We start from the raw sequence: 21054 nt of genomic DNA on the forward strand, positions 1-21054 counted from the left end.
ACCTTTGGGCTATTTTGACGGCAACTTCTCTGATTTCCCCTAGCTTACCCTGATCACCGTTTCAGCAACTCTCCAGGTATGGACAATATCTCTGGGGACTGCTATCCTAATCAATCATCCGAGGAAGTAAATCGATAATACTTCATGAAAAAATTATTACCATCTGTAAAATTACCCCCCTGGCGGCAAATTTTACTCCTACTCTGTTGCTGGACAATTCTACCCTTCTTCTTAGTAGAAGTAATCATGATTGTCTGGGAACCCTACTTATTTCGCGGACTCTATCAATACGATCCTGATATGGGGTTTAAAATTCGAGGTCATGCTAATGGTAATAATCAATTTGGCTTCAATGACCGAGATTATCCCCTCCAACCAGATCCCGATATTTTTAGGATGCTCATTATCAGCGACTCTTTTAATTGGGCTGGCGGTCAACAAGGCAACTATACCGCCTTATTAGAAAACCAATTTCGGGAACATTACGGACAGCATCAAGTCGATGTCATTAATGCAGGATATCCAGGAACCCATACCGCCGAACAACTAGCATTATTGAAAAAATATGGATTGCAGTATAATCCCCATTTAGTCGTCTTAGGTTTTTTTGTCGGGAATGATTTTGTTGATGCTGACCCCTATCGAAAACGAATTATTGTCAATGACCTTTACATTGATATTGACCCCCGTCAAGAGCTAATCATATTTGGTTATCCGATTATTCCCAAATCACGACTTTTACTGTTTATTCAACAAAAATATAAAATCTTTCGAGAAGCCAGGAAGTTTCAACAGTCCTATCAACTCCCCCAGAATCAGTTAGTCGCGACTACTGAGGCGATCGCATTAGATGAACCCGAAAAATCCCCAGGTATTCTGTCCCTTGAGAAATTTCTGGATGTAGAACGTGGTCGGATGAGTTTCTGCAATATCGAGAAGCTACAAAATGGCGATCGTGATGCTAACATTAACTATATCTTGGATAGCATCTCAGAAATGAATGCCATTTTAAAAGCCCGGAACATTAAGTTTATCGTGGCTATCTACCCCGATGAGTACCAGGTTAACGATGACTTGTTACATCAACTCCAGTCCACCTTTTACCTAAATTTAGATGATTATGACATTACCTGTCAGCAAAATATCCTCATCGAATATTTGGAGTCAAACAACATTCCCTATATTGACCTCACTCCTAGATTTAGAGTAGAACAACAAAACCGCCATCTCTATCTCTTCCAAGAACCCCATTGGAACTCCCACGGAAACCAACTAGCTAAAGATATCTTGTTTGAACATTTAGTTAAAATTACCGACTCCGTATTCACCACCCCGGATCAATGAACCAAGACAAGTTAAAAAATTCCCGGAAATTACCCATAAAAGCCATTGTTAATAACCCAGCTTTTAAATGTTTTAGCCAAGCCTTAATCATCGCCGTAATTACCTTTTTGTTAACCGAGGCTACCTTCAGAATTTACCACAGAATCAATCCAACATTTGTTTTTTATAACCGTTCATATAATCGTTGGCGAGGAAGACCCCACGCCCAAGATTTTGACTTTCAACTCAACTCCCATGGCTTTAAAGATGTGGAATTTACCCAAGCCAAACCAGAAGGGATTTATCGAATGTTGGGAATTGGTGATTCCTTCGCCTTTGGAATAGTTCCCTATCACTATAATTATTTAACCTTGATTGAGAAACAGCTAAACAGCCAAGGTCAAAATATCGAAGTGATCAATATGGGAATTCCTGGCTTAGGACCAGCCGCCTATTTAGCCTTATTGATTAATGAAGGTTTAGTCCTTAATCCTGATAAAGTCCTCCTATCCTTTTATATTGGGAATGATTTTATCGATAATTACCTAACTTCCCTAGACAGAAAAAAGCAAACCTTCTATACCGTCGCCTTTTTACAATCTTTGATTAAACTCCAGACCCAGTTTGAAGGGACTGTCTATAACCCCAATAACCTCGAATATCAAGACGATCACCCTACCTTAACTGATGAGTCCTATCTTGACCATGTTTCTAACCTAAGTCGTATGTTTAATATCAGGACAAACGATGGCATTTTTTTAGGGTTTTTTGAAGACGCTATGGCTGATATTCGCCGCATTAAGGAGATTTGTGATTCTCGAAATATTGACCTAACCATTGTGATTATTCCTACCGAGGTACAAGTCAATCAACAATTACAATCCCAAGTTATTGATATCCTCAAGCCTGATGACCCCCAAGGCTTGGATTTTGATTACCCTAATCGCCTCCTACGCGATCGCCTTTCTCAATACAATATCCAATATATCGACTTATTAGATGATTTTAGGCAGGTTTCCCAAACCACCCGACTCTACCGACCTAATGACAGCCATTGGAATATCGCTGGAAACGCATTGGCGGCGGAATTAATTACAAAACATCTACTTACTAACAACTTCAATCCTGACGGGGAGTAGCATAAATGTGGAATTTTGTCAACCCCCCTAATTTTGGCCCAAAAAATACTCGTGCATCGCGGCGAAATCTTCCAGAGTCTCTATGCCCGAAATTGGTCAGTGTCAGTACGGCTTTACTGGCTTTGGGTTCTTATAATCTCTCTCGTAGCTGATATAACCCACACCAATAGGAGCATAACCTATAGATTCCACTCTATCATTAACATCTATCCCTGTCAAGCACTGATTCTCTCGTGTGATTTTTTGCGAGAATGAGAACCATTATCAGACAAAAATTTTCCGATTTATTTAATGTTTGTATCAAAAACCAAGATTTAGATAACCATGAATTATCTTTTGGGGCCCTAAACAGGGAATTGTTGTTATTGACGATATTGTAGTGATATTCTATAATTTAGGGATTAAATAAAAGTGAATTATTACTAATAATCTACATGAGTTGTAATTACTGCTCTAAAAACTGTTCAAGTAAAACTTCTAGCTCACCGAGACCGTGGTGGAAGTGGTTTAAGCCGAAAAGCGATCGCCATACCCCGGCGTTGTTCAATAAGCCTACAGTCGCCCTAGTAGGTTCTCCCAATGTCGGAAAAAGCGTATTATTTAATGCCCTAACCAGCCATTATGTCACAGTTTCCAACTATCCGGGAACCACCGTAGATATTACCACAGGAGACATGATAATTGGAGACAAAGCGATCGCCATTATAGACACACCAGGGATGTATTCTCTCTTACCGATTACCGAAGAAGAAAAAGTCGGGCGAGACCTATTAATGACTAGGGGGATAGATTTAGTCATTCATGTAGTAAATGCCCAACATTTAGGGAGAATGCTAAACTTAACCCTACAATTACTAGAAGCAGGATTACCAGTTTTATTAGCAGTTAATCTCATTGACGAAGCCGACCATCTTGGTATTAAAATCAATGCCAAAGACTTACAGGAAAGGCTAGGTATTCCCGTAGTATTAATGGCGGCGGCGCATAATATTGGAGTTCAAGAATTAAAAACCAAGGTAGTAGATTATGTTGAGTCCAGTAGTTTATTATCAACCGATAGAAATAGCGATCGCCCAGATCCAATCTCTGTTATTGAAAGATAATAGTTTCCCCTCATATACCCTCTCCCATAGAAGTTTAGCCCTGCTAATTTTGCAGAGAGATCCTCAAGTTTGGGAGACCATAAAAACCAGCCCCTATCGGGAAGAATATGATCTCGCTATTAGGTCAGCCCAGGTCAGTCTTGATGTTCCTATTAGTCGTGCGATCGCCATTACCAGACAAGAAAAAGCCGGGAATATTGAGAAAGAAGTCTTAACCGAATCAGCCTCCGAAACCTCAGACCTAGCCGAAAAATTGCACCAGATTACAGTTAATCCGATTACCGGGTTTCCCCTACTTTTAATCATCCTATATTTCGGGGTTTATAAATTTGTCGGGGAATTTGGCGCTGGTATTCTCGTAGACCTAATTGAGGGCGGTTTTGAAACCTATATTAATCCCAAAGTAGATGCTTTTGTAGCCGCCGTCATTCCCCTAGAGATATTCCAGGATTTATTGGCTAATGACTATGGTATTATTACCCTGGGAGTTCGTTATGCGATCGCTATTGTATTACCCGTAGTCGGGACTTATTTTCTCATGTTTTCCCTATTAGAAGATAGTGGATATTTACCCCGTCTATCCCTAATGCTGGATCAGTTATTTAAGATTATCGGCTTATCAGGAAGGGCGGTAATTCCCATGGTATTAGGCTTAGGATGTGATACTATGGCAACTGTGGTCACTCGCACCCTAGAAACTCGTCGGGAAAGGATGATTACCATCTTTCTCCTCGCCCTAGCCGTTCCCTGTGCCGCCCAGTGGGGCGTGATTTTAGGGCTACTTTCTATGAAACCAACAGCCCTATTAATTTGGGGAGGATTTATCCTCTCCGTTTTTCTAATAGTCGGCGCATTTACTTCTCGGATTATTCCCGGAAATAGATCCGAATTTTATATGGAAGTTCCCCCTTTGAGAATACCCAAGTTACAGAATATTCTCATCAAAACCTATCTGCGTATGAAGGGATATTTTGGGGAAATAGTACCCCTATTTATTTGGGTTTCCGTGTTTATTTGGATTGGTCATTTAACCGGAGTCTTTAGCTGGTTGGTTGGGTTATTAGAGCCCATCACTTTAGCCTTGGGACTCCCTAGAGAAGTCGCACCTATTTTCCTCTATGGTTTCTTTCGTCGTGATTATGGCGCGGCGGGACTTTTTGATTTAACTCAAACCGGTATATTAACAGGTAATCAATTAGTCGTTACAGCCATAGTTTTGACTCTATTTCTTCCCTGTGTAGCCCAGTTTCAGGTAATGGTTAAAGAGCAAGGTTTGAAAATTACTTTGATTATGGTAGCATTGATTATCCCTTTTGCTTTTACAATGGGATACGGGGCGAATTTTTTACTTGACCTGGTTGGGGTAAATTTTTAATGATTTCTCTCGTGAGTTTGGATCTGAGGGTAGATGCGATCGTTGTGGATATTAAAACCCAAAAGGACACTATCCTACATAAACTCTTTGCTATGGGAGTTATGCCGGGAGTTCCTCTATTATTAGAGCAACGTTTTCCCTCCTATGTTATCAAAATAGGACGTTCACGGGTCGCTTTAGACACCGAAACAGCTAAAACTATTTTTGTCCAGCTTAAAGCATCACCCTAAACCTCTATCACTTCATCTTTTCAACTGTCACAACTCGGAGACTCTCCCTCAAACGGAAAGTCACGAGTTGGGAGAGTTATTCTCATATCACCTACCCACATAACAGTTTTCCGGTTGACTTAAAAATGTGGCGGTTTTCAGAAGTCCGAAATTGGGAGAGTTACTCAAATATCGCCTACCCACATAACAGTTTCCGGGTTGAGTTGGAAATGTGGMGGTTTTCAGAAGTCGGAAGTTGGGAGAGTTTCCCGAAAACGGAAAGTCACCAGTTGGGAGAGTTACTCTCATATCACCTACCCACATAACAGTTTCCGGGTTGAGTTGGAAATGTGGCGGTTTTCAGGAGTCAGAAGTTGGGAGAGTCTCCCGAAAACGGAAAGTCACGAGTTGCGAGAGTTACTCTCATATAACCTACCCACATAACAGTTTTCCGGTTGACTTAAAAATGTGGCGGTTTTCAGAAGTCCGAAATTGGGAGAGTTACTCTCATATCGCCTACCCACATAACAGTTTCCGGGTTGAGTTGGAAATGTGGAGGTTTTCAGAAGTCGGAAATTGGGAGAGTCTCCCGAAAAGGGAAAGTCACGAGTTGGGAGRGTTATTCTCATATCACCTACCCACATAACAGTTTCCGGGTTGAGTTGGAAATGTGGCGGTTTTCAGAAGTCRGAAGTTGGGAGAGTTTCCCGAAAACGGAAAGTCACCAGTTGGGAGAGTTACTCTCATATAACCTACCCACATAACAGTTTCCTGGTTAAGTTGGAAATGCGGCGGTTTTCAGAAGTCGGAAGTTGGGAGAGTTTCCCGAAAAGGGAAAGTCACGAGTTGCGAGAGTTTTCCGAAAAGGGAAAGTCACCAGTTGGGAGAGTTACTCTCATATAACCTACCCACATAACAGTTTTCCGGTTGACTTAAAAATGTGGCGGTTTTCAGAAGTCGGAAATTGGGAGAGTTTCCCGAAAACGGAAAGTCACSAGTTGGGAGAGTTACTCTCATATCACCTACCCACATAACAGTTTTCCGGGTTGAGTTGRAAATGTGGCGGTTTTCAGRAGTCGGAAGTTGGGAGAGTYTCCCGAAAAGGGAAAGTCACSAGTTGGGAGAGTTTCCCGAAAAGGGAAAGTCACCAGTTGGGAGAGTTACTCTCATATCACCTACCCACATAACAGTTTCCKGGTTGAGTTGGAAATGYGGCGGTTTTCAGAAGTCGGAAGTTGGGAGAGTCTCCCGAAAAGGGAAAGTCACGAGTTGCGAGAGTTTTCCGAAAASGGAAAGTCACCAGTTGGGAGAGTTACTCAMATATCACCTACCCACATAACAGTTTCCGGGTTGAGTTGAAAATGTGGMGGTTTTCAGGAGTCAGAAGTTGGGAGAGTCTCCCGAAAACGGAAAGTCACGAGTTGSGAGAGTTACTCTCATATAACCTACCCACATAACAGTTTTCCGGTTGACTTAAAAATGTGGCGGTTTTCAGAAGTCGGAAGTTGGGAGAGTTTCCCGAAAAGGGAAAGTCACCAGTTGGGAGAGTTACTCTCATATMACCTACCCACATAACAGTTTCCGGGTTGAGTTGGAAATGTGGCGGTTTTCAGAAGTCGGAAGTTGGGAGAGTCTCCCGAAAAGGGAAAGTCGATAATTGAGAGAGTCAACTATCGACTATTAATCATTAAGTGTTTGGGGGATTATAGATTACGATTGGGAATTAGGACGTACTAACCATTTAGAGATTTGATTCATAGCCCCGATTAGTAACGCACCAGCCATTAATAGACCGATCGCCGGAGTGAAAACAGGTTCCCAGAGTTGATACCACAGTTCTAATCCCAGGTTAACCCCCATAGATTTACCCAAAACAGCGATCGCCAACCACAGGAAACTCAATAACACCAGAAACACATCCGCTACCAAAAGGCGGTTCAACCAGAGAATAACTTGCTCTTTCATGTTCGGATTCTGCTAAAATATTTATCTCAATAGTCATTCTAGGCAATCTGTGTCAATATGGTTCGCTACACCCTCCCCCAAAGTCCAGAAATTCTCCTGTCTGTCCGGGGTAAAGACTCCCCTAAAGCCCGTGAACAGGCTATGGATAAACTTATGGAACTTATGGATAATGGAAAATTACCCACTGAGTTGGAAGATGGCTTTAGTCCAGAGCAGTTTGTGGAGGTTAAGGAAACCTCTATGGCAACTATTGGAGAAGAAGATGCTGTCACGGAAGCTGTCCAGACCCTTAGCAACCTCGCTTCACTCAAGTTGAAAATGATGGAGTCTCGCGAAGAAGCCCTAAAAGCCCGTGACCAAATTGATATCCTCTTTAGTGACCAAACTACCACCATGGAAGAAATTACTGACCTCAAAGAAGGGTTTAAGGCTTTGAAAAATTTTGCGGTCGCTAACCTCCGCTACCGGGAAGCGCGCAGCCATGCTGAAGCTGCTAGAATGGTTTTAGATGAAGCCCTAAAGTCTTCTGACAGCCACTCCCCTCCTCCAACCGATACCCCCAACGACAAGAAAAAAAACTGAGACTACATTGATTTACCGCGTCAGAGGTCAGATCTAAATTAATTGATAATTCAGAATTTGTGACTAACAATGAGTACCTCAAGTTATCAAAAAAGTGATATAATTGTTATAGGTGGTGGTATTATTGGGTTATCTGTGGCGATCGCTCTCCAATGGCGAGGCGCAACTGTCACTGTCTGTAGCCGCAATACTCAAGAGGCGGCGGGATATGTGGCGGCGGGGATGTTAGCACCCCAGGCTGAAAGAATTCCCCCAAGTCCTCTGCTTGATTTAGCCCTCCGTAGTCGATCGCTTTATCAACCGTGGACTAGCAAAATTCAACACCTCACTGGCTTAGATACCGGCTATTGGCCTTGTGGTATTCTCGCCCCGGTTTATGAATATCCCCAACAAACACAACTACCCCAAACTCCTGAGAGTCCGGCTATCTGGCTAGAAGCAGATCAGCTGATCACTCAGCAACCCGGTTTAAGTTCAGAAGTGGTTGGGGGATGGTGGTTTCCACAAGATGGCCAAGTTGACAACCGCCGCCTATTAATGCGATCGCTAATTCATGCCAGCCAACAATTAGGCATACAAATTAGGGATGGTGTAGAAGTCCAAGAAATCGCCACCACCACTAATAAAGTTAAGCAAATCAACACCAACCAAGGGGCGATCGTAGGTTCTCACTACATTCTCGCGGCCGGATCTTGGTCAGGTCAAATCCTACCTATTCCAGTGTACCCCATAAAAGGTCAAATGTTATCACTGCGAGTCCCTGATTATATTTCGGAACTACCCCTGAAACAGGTTCTATTTGGGTCTGGTATTTACATTGTACCACGTCGTGATGGTTTAATCGTCCTGGGGGCTACGGCCGAAAATGTCGGTTTTCATAAGAGTCTCACCCCCAAAGGAATAAATACTCTGCTATCAGAGGCTACCCGACTTTATCCCGGACTCGCAGAGTTTCCCATTGAGGAATTTTGGTCCGGTTTTCGCCCTACTACCCCCGACGAATTACCTATCTTGGGTAGAAGTCCCTTTGAGAATTTAACTCTAGCTACAGGTCATCACCGTAATGGTATTCTACTAGCCCCTATTACCGCTGAATTAATTGCTGATTTGGTATGCTATGATAAATTAGACCCCCTGCTAGAATACTTCTCCTGGCATCGCTTTTCTAACTGATCATGTGGTGGCTTTCTAGGTCCGTGTCTCTGGTTAAAGCTGAAGGTAGATTTTTGGTCCGGTGGGTGGCTGTCACTGTGGCTGGGTTTCTGGTGAGTTTGCTATGGATAGAAGTGGGAGAACGTCCTGATGTTAATTGGTTGGTGGGAGTTGTTGGGGGGTTGAGTGTTGGCGGCGCGCAATGGTTTGTCCTCCGTCACCATATTGCTTACCCCTGGCGTTGGATTTGGGTTAGTGCGATCGCTTGGTGTTTAATGGGGTTAACTCCTATAGGTGCTATGGGCTGGATGGCACCGCGGACCCTTAACCTGTTTCTCCGCCTGTTTTATGGAGTCCTAGAAGGGGCGAAGGTGGGTGTGGCGCTGGGACTTTTTCAATGGTGGGTTTTGCGAGAGTCGGTATTTGGGGGCGGTCGCTGGGTGGTGGCTAGTGTTGTGTGTTGGGGGGTGGGATTACCTATAGGATGGTTATTAGGCGGCATTTTGCGCCAGTTGACCGGCTTTTTTTTGGGAGATGTTATTGGTTTGACTCTCACCTGGGCTATAGTTGCTGGTCTGACTGGAGTTGGTCTCATGCAACTGTTTTGGACTCAAGTCATAATTAGGGAATAGGGTTGCCGATAGGGGCTGGGCTACCCAGCACAGCCATATATATGTCGGCACATTTTCCCATGATACTATTATAGGTCAAGTCTCATCAGATGTCAATAGTAAATTTGGGAATTCACCAGAGGGAGGGGTGGAAGGAGTTTTTGGGCATGAGTTAGATTAGTGACTAAGAGTCAAAAAGGCTGCACATTCAACGTGGGAGGTTTGGGGGAAAAAATCGACAGGTTGTACTTTGGTGAGTTGATAAATGCCGTTTTCGCAGAGTAGTTGTAAATCTCGTGCCAAAGTAACGGGACGACAACTGATATAAACAATGCGTTGAGGCTGTAGATTTAAGAGAGTTTGAATGACGGTGCGATCGCATCCTTGTCGGGGTGGATCTAGGACAACTATATCGGGCTTAAATGGTATTTTTGGCAAGAGTTGTTTAACGGAACCGACGCGAAATTGTACATGATTAATGTCATTTAAATCAGCATTAGAAATAGCTTGTTCTACCGCCCCTGCTTGCGACTCTAAACCAATCACCCTAATTTCTTTTGGGGGGAAATTCTGTCCTAATTGCTTGGCTAGGGGTAGAGTAAAGGTGCCGATACCACAGTAAGCATCTACTAGGATTTCGTGACCCTGCAAATTCAACTCTGAGGAAATAGCTGATAACAGAGATTCGGCAGCTTCGGTATTGACTTGAAAGAAAGTGTCGGCAGTCAAGCGAAACTTTAAATCAGCAAATATCTCATGTATATAAGGTTTGCCGATGAGACAATGGGTATTTTTGCCAAGGATAGTATTAGTGCGATCGCTGTTGAGATTAAGACAAACTCCTACCAATTGTGGATATTGCTGTAGCCAGAGTTCTGCCTGTTCTTTAAGTTGTGGTAAGTTATTATCTTTGACGACGAGAGTTAGCAAAATTTCTCCTGTGCGCCGCCCTATGCGAAAAGAAAGATGGCGGATAGTGCCAGTATGTTGTTGTTCATTATAAACCAGCCACCCACGATTTTGGATATCCTGTTTAATGTTAGCCAATAAAGGATTGAGGTGCTGATCTTGCACTGGACACTGATTCAAATTAATTAACCGATGGCTGGCTTTTTGATAATATCCAGCTTGTACCTGACCCGTAGAAGATAATCGTAGGGGATAGGTAACTTTATTGCGATAGGCTAAGGGTTGGGGGGAGGGCAAAACTGGGGCTACTGGTGGTTCAATAAATCCCCCGATTTTGGTTAAGGCATTAACGACTAAATGCCTTTTAGCTTCTAGTTGGAAGTGATAATCTATATGCTGCCACTGACAGCCCCCACATTTGTCGGCGACAATGCAATGGGGACGGATACGGGATGAAGAGCTTGTGAGCAGTTGCAGTATTTTGGCTTCTGCGTATTTAGACTTAACCCGTGTGAGTCTGACTAAAGCGCGATCGCCTGGGACAGTATCTGGGACAAACACAACCCGGTCTTGATATCGTCCGACTCCGTTTCCGCCTTCTGCTAAATCTGTAATTGAGACTTCTATCTGTTGACCTTGCTGCCAAGTTGCCATAGTGTTGAATCCGATAGTGTGAAATGATCAGGCTAAAACCTTTGGGGGCTTTTTGCTGTCTGTAGCCCTGAATCGCTAAACTACTTAATGTTAGTGGTCTGACAGGCTTATTGGGAAGGATTATTTTAAAGGGGGAGTATATGAGGCAGCAACACTCCCTCAGACTGGGACAATCTGTTGAGGATGCGATCGCGAGAATATATCAGTGGGTCAACCTGAATAATACTAGTAAGCATAAGCCGTACCGATAACCCCCAGTATTTAGACTAGGATCGCTATGAGGGGAAACTTTAATGTACCATTCTCAATAGGGGGGTAGGCTGTCAAGGCTATCTCGACCGGAAATTATTGTTTATCTGTTTGAAAAACGATGACTGTAGTAAGCCAAGTTATTCTCAAGGCCGATGATGAACTCCGTTACCCGACCACTGGGGAACTCAAGAATATTAGTGATTTCTTGAAAACTGGTGAGCAAAGGTTGCGGATTGTCGATACACTTACCGAAAACGAAAAAAAGATTGTTGACCGTGCTAGCGCACAACTGTGGAAGAAGCGCCCAGATTTTATTGCCCCCGGTGGTAATGCCGCTGGACAGCGGGAACGTTCCTTGTGTTTGCGGGACTATGGCTGGTATCTGCGTGTAATTACTTATGGCATTCTGTCTGGAGATAAAGATCCTATTGAAAGCATTGGCTTGATTGGGGTTAAGGAAATGTACAATTCTCTGGGTGTTCCTATGCCGGGAATGGTAGAGGCTATCCGTTGCCTCAAGGAAGCATCTCTGGCGCTTTTGGATGATGAAGATGCTAAGGAGGCAGCCCCTTACTTTGACTTTATTATCCAAGCTATGTCCTAACTAGGGATTGTTTGGGTTTTTAGCTATAGGCACAAACAACCCCATGTCTAAAGGCTATTGTTGAGCGATCGCATCCCCGGGTCGGCATGGGGTTGATTTTGTTAATTATTTGGCTATGATGGGTCTGCCATCAGATCTTTAAAACTGAAGGAGTCTGTTTTAATGAGTATTAATAGAAGAGAGAGCAATTGGGAACACATCGGTCATGCTAACTATGTGGTCGCTATGGCTGCCATGGATGGTGCCCTTTATGCAATTACTCAAGATTATAAGTTGTGGATTAGGGTGGCTGTCCCTGGGGATATTAACTGGCAGGTGATTGGTCAGGCTAATCAGGCTGTCGCTATGGCTGCCACTAATAATATGTTATTTGCTGCTACCCAAGATGGCTCCTTCTGGGTCCGCGAAGGGGTGGCTGAGGATATCAAATGGGATAAGATTGGTCAGGCTGAGAAGGTGATAGCCATGACCGCCAGTGACGGTAATCTCTATGCTGTTACTTCGGATAATAAGTTATTAACTCGGGAGGTCAATACTCAGGATATTCCTTGGGTCGAGATTGGTCATGCTAATAATGTGGTGGGATTAACTGCTACGGGTGGAAAACTTTATGCTGCTACTTCTGACAATAATCTCTGGATGCGCGATACTGTCCACGAAGATTTGATCTGGCAGCAAATTGGTCATGCTAATAATGTGGTGGCTATGGCTGCTAGTGAAGGGAAATTGTTTGCTGCTACTTCTGATAATCGTTTATGGATACGTCCGGCTGAGGCTTCTTAACGGGATAATTGATCACCCGACTGTAGGGTGCGTCAGACCCCCGACTATGGCGATGAGAACCGGATAATTATCAACTGACGCACCTTCCCCCTTCCCCTGTAATTCCCCGGTGGGGTAGGGCGGGTTTATGCCTCTGGTCGTGGGGAATTGAGAATTGACAGCAGAGGCGCGCCCCTACAATTAATAATTAATTCGGAAATAGGGTTGACAGGTGGCGGGGAGTAGTGGTAGTATATGGAAATATTATTTAATAATTTTACATTTACAAAAATAAAAAAATGTCAATAATTCGATTGTTTAAAATGATACCACGAGTCAGCGACAAAAGCAAGCAACCCCGCCCAAAAAAATTTTTCGCAACATTTCTTAATTTTTGTTTACAAAACTTAACATAGTGTGAGTTTTGAACAAGCGATCGCGAATTATGGGGATTATGGAGTGGCGGGTTATCAAGAAACTGGGTCTAAAACCCCGTCCTTCTAGGACGGCTTGAATTGTAAATTTTTGTGGCAATATCGAATATTTTGTGCTGATGGCGTTAGCATAAGATAGGAGGTAGAGCCATGCTAGTTTTTGAGTTCAAAACCTACGGAAAATCAAGCCAGTTCATCGCAGTAGCTGAAGCCATTCGTACAGCGCAGTTTGTCCGCAATAGCTGTTGGCGCTATTGGGTGGATAATCCTAAAAAGAATAAGTACGATTTGAACAAATACTGTGCGGTGCTGGCAGCGACTTTTCCATTTACCGACGAACTCAATTCTCAAGCGAGACAAGCCAGTGCTGAAAGAGCTTGGTCAGCTATCTCTCGATTTTATGAAAACTGCAAGAAGAATATTCCCGGTAAAAAGGGGTATCCGAAGTTTCAAAAAGATTGTCGCTCAGTTGAATATAAATCAACCGGGTGGAAACTTGCAGACGACAGAAAATCAATAACTTTCACAGATAAAAAAGGAATTGGTAAACTCAAAATCAAAGGTACACGCGATTTACACTTTTACCAAGTCAGCCAGATCAAACGGGTAAGACTGGTGAAACGTGCTGATGGTGTGTACGTTCAATTCTGTATTAACGTTGACAGGAAAGAAAACACAGCGCCGACAGGCAATACCATTAGCTTAGACGTTGGACTGAAAGAGTATTACACCGATTCAAACGGAGTCACCGTTGAAAATCCTAGATTCCTGAGAAAAGGCGAACGGGTCTTAAAACGTAGTCACCGTCGCGTATCGAAGAAGGTTAAAGGTTCAAAAAACAGAGGCAAAGCTAGACAGATTCTAGGTAAACACTATCTTAAAATAAGTAGGCAACGTAAAGACCATGCTGTGAAGTTGGCAAGGTGCGTAGTTCAGTCAAACGACTTGATAGCCTACGAAGATTTGAGAATTAAAAATATGGTGCGGAATCATTGTTTAGCTAAGTCTATCAACGACGCATCTTGGTATCAATTCCGTGTCGGGCTTGAATACTTTGCTAAAGTGTTTGAAAGAGTAACGGTTGCGGTAAATCCGCAATACACTAGCCAAGAATGCTCTAACTGCGGTGCAATTGTGAAGAAAACGCTATCCACAAGAACGCACGTTTGTAAGTGTGGTTGCTCAATGGATAGGGATGAAAACGCAGCTAGAAATATTCGGAGTCGAGGATTGAGTACGGTAGGGCATACCGGAACTTTCGGGCAGCCGAGCAACGCTTTGGGAGACAAGTCCTCTACTGTTGTTGGAGAAATCCTGCATCAGCAAGTCGTGTCGTAGAACAAAGAATCCCCGTGCGTTCACGCCGGGGAGTGTCAAAGTGGAGGTTTTGAAAAACGGAAATCCGACTAATAAACCCGCCGCCATTTAGGAGTAGCTAACCGCGATGAAAAGCCTAGGTATGGTGAGCGCCATTAACGCGCAGGACTTCTCCGGTGACGTAATTACTAGCGACAGGAGAGAGTAAAAAAGCGACAGCCCAGGCGATATCTTCAGGTTCACCAAAACGCCGGAAAGGAATTTCTGCGGTAATTTTATCGCGGACTTTCTCAGGGATTTTTTGAGTCATTTCGGTATTAATAAAACCGGGTGCGATCGCATTAGCGCGGACATTAAAACGAGCCCCTTCTCGTGCGAGAGATTTGATCATCCCAATCACAGCCGCTTTAGTGGAAGCATAATTAGTTTGTCCAGCATTACCGCGATCGCCAGAGATAGAACTAATAGCCACAATAGAGCCAGCATTCTGGTCATACATACCTTGCATAAAAGGCTGAATGGTATTTTTCACCCCTTTAAGGTTAACAGCAATGACCTGATCCCAATCTTCATCAGTCAACTTAGTAAAGAAATTATCGCGGGTAATACCAGCATTAGCGACCACACCATAAACAGTCCCCAACTTCTCGCTAATTTCCTTAGCAGCGGACTCCATACTGTCCAACTTAGTCACATCAGCTTTCAGGGCTAGTCCACCTGTGGGAGTTTCCCCGTCAATGACATCAATAGATGCAACTTTCGCGCCTAATTCCACCAATAACTTCACAATAGCCGCACCGATACCCCGTGCGCCGCCGGTGACAATAATCACCTTATCCTCAAGTCCTAAAGAAACCATTTATCCTCCTTAAAAAAACCTAAAAAACCTACACACGCTCAATAGCAAAAGCCGTACCGCCGCCAGTACCATGACACAAAGCCGCCAGCCCCAAACTCTTATCGTGTTGTTCCAAAGCATTAAGTAAAGTCACAACAATGCGGGAACCGGAAGCGCCAATAGGGTGTCCGAGAGCGATCGCCCCACCATTAACATTCAACTTATCTTGAGAGACCCCCAACATTGTATCAAATAACAAGGTACTAACTGCAAAAGCCTCGTTATTTTCAAACAAATCGAAATCATTAACCGACATTTTCAGGCGACCCAGTAACTTCTGAGTAGCCAAAATCGGCACTTCTGGAAACCGCCAACTCTCACCACCAGCCCAAGCGCCGCCCAGCACTTTAGCCAGAGGTTTCAAACCATACTTTTGTACAGCAGCCTCACTAGCCAAAATAATCGCCGCTGCACCATCAGAAATTTGGGAACTATTCCCAGCAGTTAAGACCCCATCTTTCTGAAAAGCCGGACGCAACTTAGCCAAACTTTCCAAAGTAGTCTCAGCGCGGATACCCTCATCAGTATCAATCACCTGAGTTCCCTTACGGCTAGACACCTCAATGGGGGAGATTTCATTTTTAAACAATCCTTTTTCCGTAGCTTCCGCCGCGCGTTTTTGGGAGTAAAAAGCCACCTCGTCCAAAGCCTGACGACTGAAACCATGTTCAGCCGCCAAACGTTCAGTTTCATCCCCCATACCGTCTCCGGTAGTAGAGTCTGTCAAACCATCATACAGCAGAATATCCATCAACTGTTCTGGGGCTCCCATAAGGAACTTATAACCCCATCTAGCGCGGTGAGACAAAAAGAACCCTGTTTGCGACATACACTCAGTCCCTCCTGCCAGCACTAGATCAGCCTCTCCAGCCTTAATAGTGTAGCAGCCATTAATCAGACTCATCATAGCAGAAGAACAAACCATATCAATGGCATATCCATCGACTGTGGCGGGTATACCTGCTTTCAAAGCCGCTTGACGGGGTATTAGCTGTCCGTGTCCTGCTCGCAACACATTTCCAAAAATATAAAGATCCAGATTTTCACCGGAAACCCCAGCTTTCGCCAATGCTGCTTTCATAGCATGAGCGCCTAGGTCAGCCGGAGAAAACCCAGATAATCCCCCCCCAAACCTACCTAGGGGGGTGCGTGTTGCGGAGACGATATAAACTTCTGTCATTAGTCCTCCCAAAATACCCAGTTCGATATTAATTCATCGAATTTTGCAGTTGTACTGTATCACTGGCTTTTGAACTCAAGGGAATTTGTTAGGTTTTTTTAACTTCTGCTGGACTTGTAAGGGGAAATATTGACAATCACCCAGAAGTCCAGGGGGGTCTGTTGGTTTGAGGAGACCGAGAAAAGGTTAGGTTTCTTCGGACTCTTCGATAATGGAACTTCTGTCTAAAATCAATAGGTTTCTGAGTTGGTCGGTATCCATTTCGGTTAGCCAGTCTTCCCCAGAACTAACTACTTGTTCGGCTAAGGCTTGTTTACTTTCTATGAGGTCATGGATTTTTTCTTCTAAGGTTCCGGTACAGACAAATTTATGCACTTGTACATTGCGAGTTTGACCAATCCGAAATACTCTATCGGTGGCTTGATTTTCTACTGCTGGGTTCCACCAACGGTCAAAGTGGAATACATGGTTAGCACGGGTTAGGTTTAAACCGACTCCCCCAGCTTTGAGAGATAAAATCATCACCGGAGGTCCCTGGGGGTCTTGTTGAAAGCGATCGACCATTTGTTCTCGCTGAAGTTTACGACTTCCCCCATATAAAAACAGGACTTCTCGATTTAACTTGGCTTCTAAATAGGGTTTTAAGAGTTTACCCCATTCGGCGAATTGGGTAAAAATTAAAGCCCGATCGCCTTCTGATATTAACTCTTCTAACATTTCATTTAAACGCTGCAATTTCCCAGAATAGCCGGGGTTGAGGGTTGGCATTTCTTTCTTGGCTTTGGTTTTAGCACCCAATAATAAGGGATGATTGCAAACCTGCTTTAATTTGACCAATAATCCTAAAATCATTCCCCGTCTTTGTATCCCGGTGGAAGATTCAATTTCTGAGAGTGATTCATCTACCAGCTTTTGATATAAACTCGCCTGTTCTTTTGACAGAGGACAAAATACGGTGTTTTCTTGTTTTTCGGGTAAATCTTGAATAATATCTTTATCGGTTTTGAGGCGACGCAGAATAAAAGGTTGTACGAGCGATCGCAAAATTTGCAATGATTCAGTATCCCCATACTTTTCAATCGGAATAGCAAAGCGACGCTGAAAAAATGGTCGTTGTCCTAGATACCCAGGATTCAAAAACTCCAAAATCGACCATAACTCAGATAACCGATTTTCTACGGGAGTTCCAGTTAAAGCAATTTTAAAATCCGCCTCTAAAGTCTTGACGGTTTTCGATTGTTTGGCTTCGGGATTTTTAATATTTTGCGCTTCATCTAAAACCACACCCTGCCATTTTACTGATTGTAATTCCGACTGGTCTCGATAGGTCAAAGCATAGCTAGTAATTACCAAGTTTTTGCCTTTAATAGCCGGGGGAAAAGCCTTTCCTTTGGCGCGTTTATCTCCATGATGAACCAAGGTCTTTAAACTGGGTCCAAACCTCTTAACTTCCCGTTCCCAGTTTCCCAAAACCGAAGTCGGACACACCAATAAAACCGGATTTATCAGGGTTTTTTCTAGCTGTAAATGTAACAAAAAGGCAATCAATTCTATGGTTTTTCCCAACCCCATATCATCAGCCAAACAAGCACCCAGACCCCATTCTTGCAGAAAATTCAACCAACCCGCACCCCTGGCTTGATAGGGTCTTAACTCTCCTTTAAAAGTGGGAGGAGTAGCGATCGCATCAATGGTACGATTATCAGTTAAAGCCGTTAACAAGTCCGCCAACTTCCCCCCAGCTTCAAAATCCACCACCGGGAGTCGTTCAATAGTTTGACTATCTCCAGTAGACAAACGCAAAGCATCTTCCAGAGAAAGAGTCATCTCTTCTTTCCGACTAGCAAAAAAAGCCTGAGCCGCTTTAATATCTCGTTCTCGCAACTCTACCCATTCACCGTTAACCTCGACTAACGGACTTTTTTTAGCTACTAAACGCTCAAATTCTGCCTTAGATAAACTTTGACCACCTAGGGATAATTCCCACTTAAAATTTAACAAACTTTTTAAACCAATTTTTACCTGATTTTTCCCCCTGGGAGTATTTGCCTTAATCCGCAAACCCAAACGACTCGCCCAGCCTTCCCGTTGACTTAATCCAGGTGGTAAAATTACCCCCAAACCACTATCACTAAATCGCCAAGCTAGACGGGTAATAAACTCATAAACCTGACCAGAGTCAATCCAGCACCCCTGGGGACTAGCTTCGGCTAAACTGTTCTCAATTACCGGATATAATTTACAAGCCAATCCTAAACCAGCCAGGAGAGTTTCTTGGGGATAACGAATAGTCCTTTCCCGATAAATAAAAGCCTCAACTGGGTGTTTCCAAATAGTCGCCGCATCAACGACAAAATCAGGATCATCAATAGCCTGTAAACCATATTCCAAAAGCCACTCTTGAGTTTTTCCCTGGGGTGGCTGGAGACGAAAACTCGCCCTAAACTGGGTTTGCTCCACCAAAGACTGTTGGAGGGGAAACATCCAATTCTCTAAGCTGGTCTGGAGGGTATCTATTTCCGCCCTATCGGCTTCTATGTGGCCACCAGCATCATCGGCTAAACCATGCAACCACATTCTAACCACAGGGGTGAGAATGGCTACATTAGTTAAGGCTTTGCGTTCAACTTCTTGGGCAATATGACGCACCTGGCAATCAATCATTGCTCCTAAAGCCCCTAATATCAAATCCTCAGCCCTTCCGGGTAAAAATATGGCACAAACCATAGATGAGACCTTCTGTGGCTGTAGGGGCGCTAAACCAGAGATTCTACAAACGGTCGGCATGAAGCCAGCAAATTTTAACAGGCGGGCGCGATCTGTGGCACTATCAACAATGGGTTGCCATTTGGACGCGCCAACTGGGGAAGATAACCCCTCTCCCAGGCGACTGGTGCTAATGATGGGTAAAAATTTACGCCTCGCTAGAAGGTCTAAACTCCAGCGGTTCACATGAGACCAAAACCTTATATCGTCTCCCAACCAGTCTAAATCTATGGTCCCTAAAGGTAAGGACTCGAACAGGTGGAAAGCATCACTGGGGTTGAGCCGATACCCGGTGATTAACCAAGGATACAGGTAGATATCTTGAGCTTCTGCGGCTTCTGTGGGGACTGTGGCGGCGGAATGAATGGGGGTGAGATGACCACAATGGAGGTCAATATGAGTGGGAAGGGCGATCGCTTCTGTGATAGTCTCGGGAGAGAGTCTCGATAAAGCCATATCTTGTAAAAGTGACCACTGGGAGAGTTCCGCCTCGGTCATAGCCCAACTTAGTGGTGCTATTTCCCAGCGGTTATCCTGTTGTGCGCCGCCCCCCCGCCAAGTTTCCCCCCAAATGAATACATAACTATCGTCCTGGTGAATCCGCCAAGTTCCGTGTAAAATAGCCATATTGACCCCAGTATCTACTAGCAACCCGTTAAATTTTAAGCGATCGTGTGCTGTGGTCGCTCTGGTGTTCAGAATTAGCCCAATCTCAATAAATCTCCGCTCTGGTTAAAACTTTCCAGAAGTGATCTACAATAGGTGTCAACATCCAAGACTGGGATTTAATCCGAGACTTGCCGGACATCTGCGGATAAGATGGTATAACATCCCATTAAAGTTGCAGATTGTGCTATACCTAGAAATTTCCGACAATGGTCAGATTTTTTCAGGTTAAATGTGTCTGTGCCAACATAGCTGAAAGTGTATCTTTCAATGTGGCAGCAGCGATCGGCACTGGTCCATGGAAAGTAGGCAGGAAAAATTTTCAGCCTAGGATATGAGTCGCCCTAAATTGGGCGGGGAAGTCTCTTACCACGCCCGATCGCATCTACAAAAACTGGATAGGCGGATACCTGGGATGGTTCCCCTGTTTTTGCTTAGGTGGGTGTCAAGATGGTGAGTATTTGTGATAGCAGGAAGGAAGAGAAAATAGATGCAAGAAATTGATAAGTCAATATCCTTTGATGGACGGGATATTAGACTCAAGATTGGATTACTAGCGCCGCAGGCGGGGGGAGCCCTGTTAGTAGAATCGGGAGATACATCAGTTCTGGTAACAGCAACTCGCGCAGAAGGAAGACCGGGAATTGATTTCCTGCCCCTATTGGTAGACTATGAGGAAAGACTTTACGCCGGTGGTCGTATACCGGGTGGGTTTTTGCGGAGAGAGGGTCGNCCCCCCAGATCGCGTTACTCTCACCAGTCGCTTGATTGACCGCCCCCTACGTCCTCTGATTCCGGGTTGGATTAGAGATGATATTCAAATAGTGGCCACTACTTTGTCAATGGATGAGCAAGTACCACCGGATGTTCTGGCGGTAACAGGTGCTTCTGTGGCGGTGTTGTTGGCGCGAATTCCTTTCTATGGACCAATGGCGGCGGTGCGTGTGGGATTAGTGGGAGATGATTTCATTATTAATCCTACCTACAAGGAAATTAGAAACGGTGACCTCGATTTGGTGGTGGCTGGGTCTCCCCAAGGTGTGGTTATGGTGGAGGCGGGGGCTAATGAATTGCCAGAACATGATGTGATTGAGGCGATCGATTTCGGTTATGAGGCGGTCATGGATTTGATCAAAGCCCAAACTGAAATAAT

18 protein-coding genes and 1 pseudogene are annotated in these 21054 nt (G+C 44.1%); 14 read left to right on the plus strand and 5 right to left on the minus strand.

The features are described 5' to 3' along the window. Positions 1-144: 144 nt before the first annotated feature. From B9T16_RS01730 to B9T16_RS01760, 7 genes are all read left to right on the plus strand, one after another. Positions 145-1344: an alginate O-acetyltransferase AlgX-related protein gene (locus B9T16_RS01730; RefSeq protein WP_410243984.1), complete on the plus strand. Its 1200-nt coding sequence runs from the start codon at positions 145-147 to the stop codon at positions 1342-1344. Continuing rightward, positions 1341-2462 carry an SGNH/GDSL hydrolase family protein gene (locus B9T16_RS01735; protein ID WP_410243985.1) on the plus strand — a complete coding sequence of 374 codons (1122 nt, stop codon included), beginning with the start codon at positions 1341-1343 and terminating at the stop codon, positions 2460-2462. The genes B9T16_RS01730 and B9T16_RS01735 overlap by 4 nt, the downstream gene beginning before the upstream one ends. A gap of 5 nt (positions 2463-2467) precedes the next feature. Beyond that, positions 2468-2614 carry a hypothetical protein gene (locus tag B9T16_RS01740; RefSeq protein ID WP_190490286.1) on the plus strand — a complete coding sequence of 49 codons (147 nt, stop codon included), beginning with the start codon at positions 2468-2470 and terminating at the stop codon, positions 2612-2614. A gap of 282 nt (positions 2615-2896) precedes the next feature. Continuing rightward, complete coding sequence (locus B9T16_RS01745) at positions 2897-3565, plus strand: FeoB small GTPase domain-containing protein (RefSeq protein WP_014276399.1); 669 nt, start codon at positions 2897-2899, stop codon at positions 3563-3565. Further along, positions 3489-4940, plus strand: coding sequence for a nucleoside recognition domain-containing protein (locus B9T16_RS01750; RefSeq protein WP_410243986.1), 1452 nt, complete (start codon positions 3489-3491; stop codon positions 4938-4940). Before B9T16_RS01745 ends, B9T16_RS01750 begins: the two co-directional genes overlap by 77 nt. Beyond that, entirely contained in the window at positions 4940-5170 is a 231-nt protein-coding gene (locus B9T16_RS01755) for a FeoA family protein (protein ID WP_410243987.1), read from the plus strand. Before B9T16_RS01750 ends, B9T16_RS01755 begins: the two co-directional genes overlap by 1 nt. A 198-nt stretch (positions 5171-5368) precedes the next feature. After that, the gene (locus B9T16_RS01760) at positions 5369-5593 is read left to right on the plus strand and encodes a hypothetical protein (RefSeq protein WP_410243988.1); all 225 of its coding nucleotides are present in this window, start codon (positions 5369-5371) and stop codon (positions 5591-5593) included. Between the two features lie 1266 nt (positions 5594-6859). On the opposite strand, the gene B9T16_RS01765 is transcribed toward B9T16_RS01760, so the two are convergent. After that, positions 6860-7114 carry a hypothetical protein gene (locus tag B9T16_RS01765; RefSeq protein ID WP_006616666.1) on the minus strand — a complete coding sequence of 85 codons (255 nt, stop codon included), beginning with the start codon at positions 7112-7114 and terminating at the stop codon, positions 6860-6862. 57 nt (positions 7115-7171) lie between these two features. Here B9T16_RS01765 and B9T16_RS01770 point away from each other — a divergent pair, with 57 nt between their 5' ends. The 3 genes from B9T16_RS01770 (at position 7172) to B9T16_RS01780 (ending at position 9480) form a co-directional block, all read left to right on the plus strand. Next, positions 7172-7696, plus strand: a complete 525-nt coding sequence (locus B9T16_RS01770) for a hypothetical protein (protein WP_006616665.1) — start codon at positions 7172-7174, stop codon at positions 7694-7696. A gap of 69 nt (positions 7697-7765) precedes the next feature. After that, positions 7766-8869 (plus strand): glycine oxidase ThiO, encoded by a 1104-nt coding sequence (thiO, locus tag B9T16_RS01775; RefSeq protein WP_410243989.1) that lies wholly within the window; start codon positions 7766-7768, stop codon positions 8867-8869. Positions 8870-8871: 2 nt separating this feature from the next. Next, positions 8872-9480 carry a hypothetical protein gene (locus B9T16_RS01780; protein WP_035736968.1) on the plus strand — a complete coding sequence of 203 codons (609 nt, stop codon included), beginning with the start codon at positions 8872-8874 and terminating at the stop codon, positions 9478-9480. A gap of 156 nt (positions 9481-9636) precedes the next feature. On the opposite strand, the gene rlmD is transcribed toward B9T16_RS01780, so the two are convergent. Further along, the gene (gene rlmD, locus B9T16_RS01785) at positions 9637-11022 is read right to left on the minus strand and encodes a 23S rRNA (uracil(1939)-C(5))-methyltransferase RlmD (RefSeq protein ID WP_006616662.1); all 1386 of its coding nucleotides are present in this window, start codon (positions 11020-11022) and stop codon (positions 9637-9639) included. 370 nt (positions 11023-11392) lie between these two features. Here rlmD and B9T16_RS01790 point away from each other — a divergent pair, with 370 nt between their 5' ends. The 3 genes from B9T16_RS01790 to B9T16_RS01800 all read left to right on the plus strand — a co-directional run bounded on the left by B9T16_RS01790 (position 11393) and on the right by B9T16_RS01800 (position 14412). Next, positions 11393-11878: an allophycocyanin subunit alpha-B gene (locus B9T16_RS01790; RefSeq protein WP_006616661.1), complete on the plus strand. Its 486-nt coding sequence runs from the start codon at positions 11393-11395 to the stop codon at positions 11876-11878. Between the two features lie 162 nt (positions 11879-12040). Continuing rightward, positions 12041-12661 carry a PQQ-binding-like beta-propeller repeat protein gene (locus tag B9T16_RS01795; protein ID WP_006616660.1) on the plus strand — a complete coding sequence of 207 codons (621 nt, stop codon included), beginning with the start codon at positions 12041-12043 and terminating at the stop codon, positions 12659-12661. A 563-nt stretch (positions 12662-13224) separates the two neighbouring features. Further along, the gene (locus B9T16_RS01800; protein WP_006617474.1) at positions 13225-14412 is read left to right on the plus strand and encodes an RNA-guided endonuclease InsQ/TnpB family protein; all 1188 of its coding nucleotides are present in this window, start codon (positions 13225-13227) and stop codon (positions 14410-14412) included. A gap of 115 nt (positions 14413-14527) precedes the next feature. Here B9T16_RS01800 and phaB read toward each other — a convergent pair whose 3' ends face one another. The 3 genes from phaB to B9T16_RS01815 form a co-directional block, all read right to left on the minus strand. Further along, entirely contained in the window at positions 14528-15250 is a 723-nt protein-coding gene (gene phaB, locus B9T16_RS01805) for an acetoacetyl-CoA reductase PhaB (RefSeq protein ID WP_006617473.1), read from the minus strand. A gap of 28 nt (positions 15251-15278) precedes the next feature. Beyond that, the gene (gene phaA, locus B9T16_RS01810; protein ID WP_006617472.1) at positions 15279-16469 is read right to left on the minus strand and encodes an acetyl-CoA acetyltransferase PhaA; all 1191 of its coding nucleotides are present in this window, start codon (positions 16467-16469) and stop codon (positions 15279-15281) included. 186 nt (positions 16470-16655) lie between these two features. After that, a complete protein-coding gene (locus B9T16_RS01815) occupies positions 16656-19862 on the minus strand; it encodes a DEAD/DEAH box helicase (protein ID WP_006617471.1) in 3207 nt (1068 codons plus the stop codon). Between the two features lie 529 nt (positions 19863-20391). Here B9T16_RS01815 and B9T16_RS01820 point away from each other — a divergent pair. Next, a pseudogene (locus B9T16_RS01820) lies at positions 20392-21054 on the plus strand (polyribonucleotide nucleotidyltransferase); the annotation flags it as partial.

The organism is Arthrospira sp. PCC 8006 (assembly GCF_046480465.1).
GTDB classification, from domain to species: Bacteria; Cyanobacteriota; Cyanobacteriia; order Cyanobacteriales; family Microcoleaceae; genus Limnospira; species Limnospira platensis.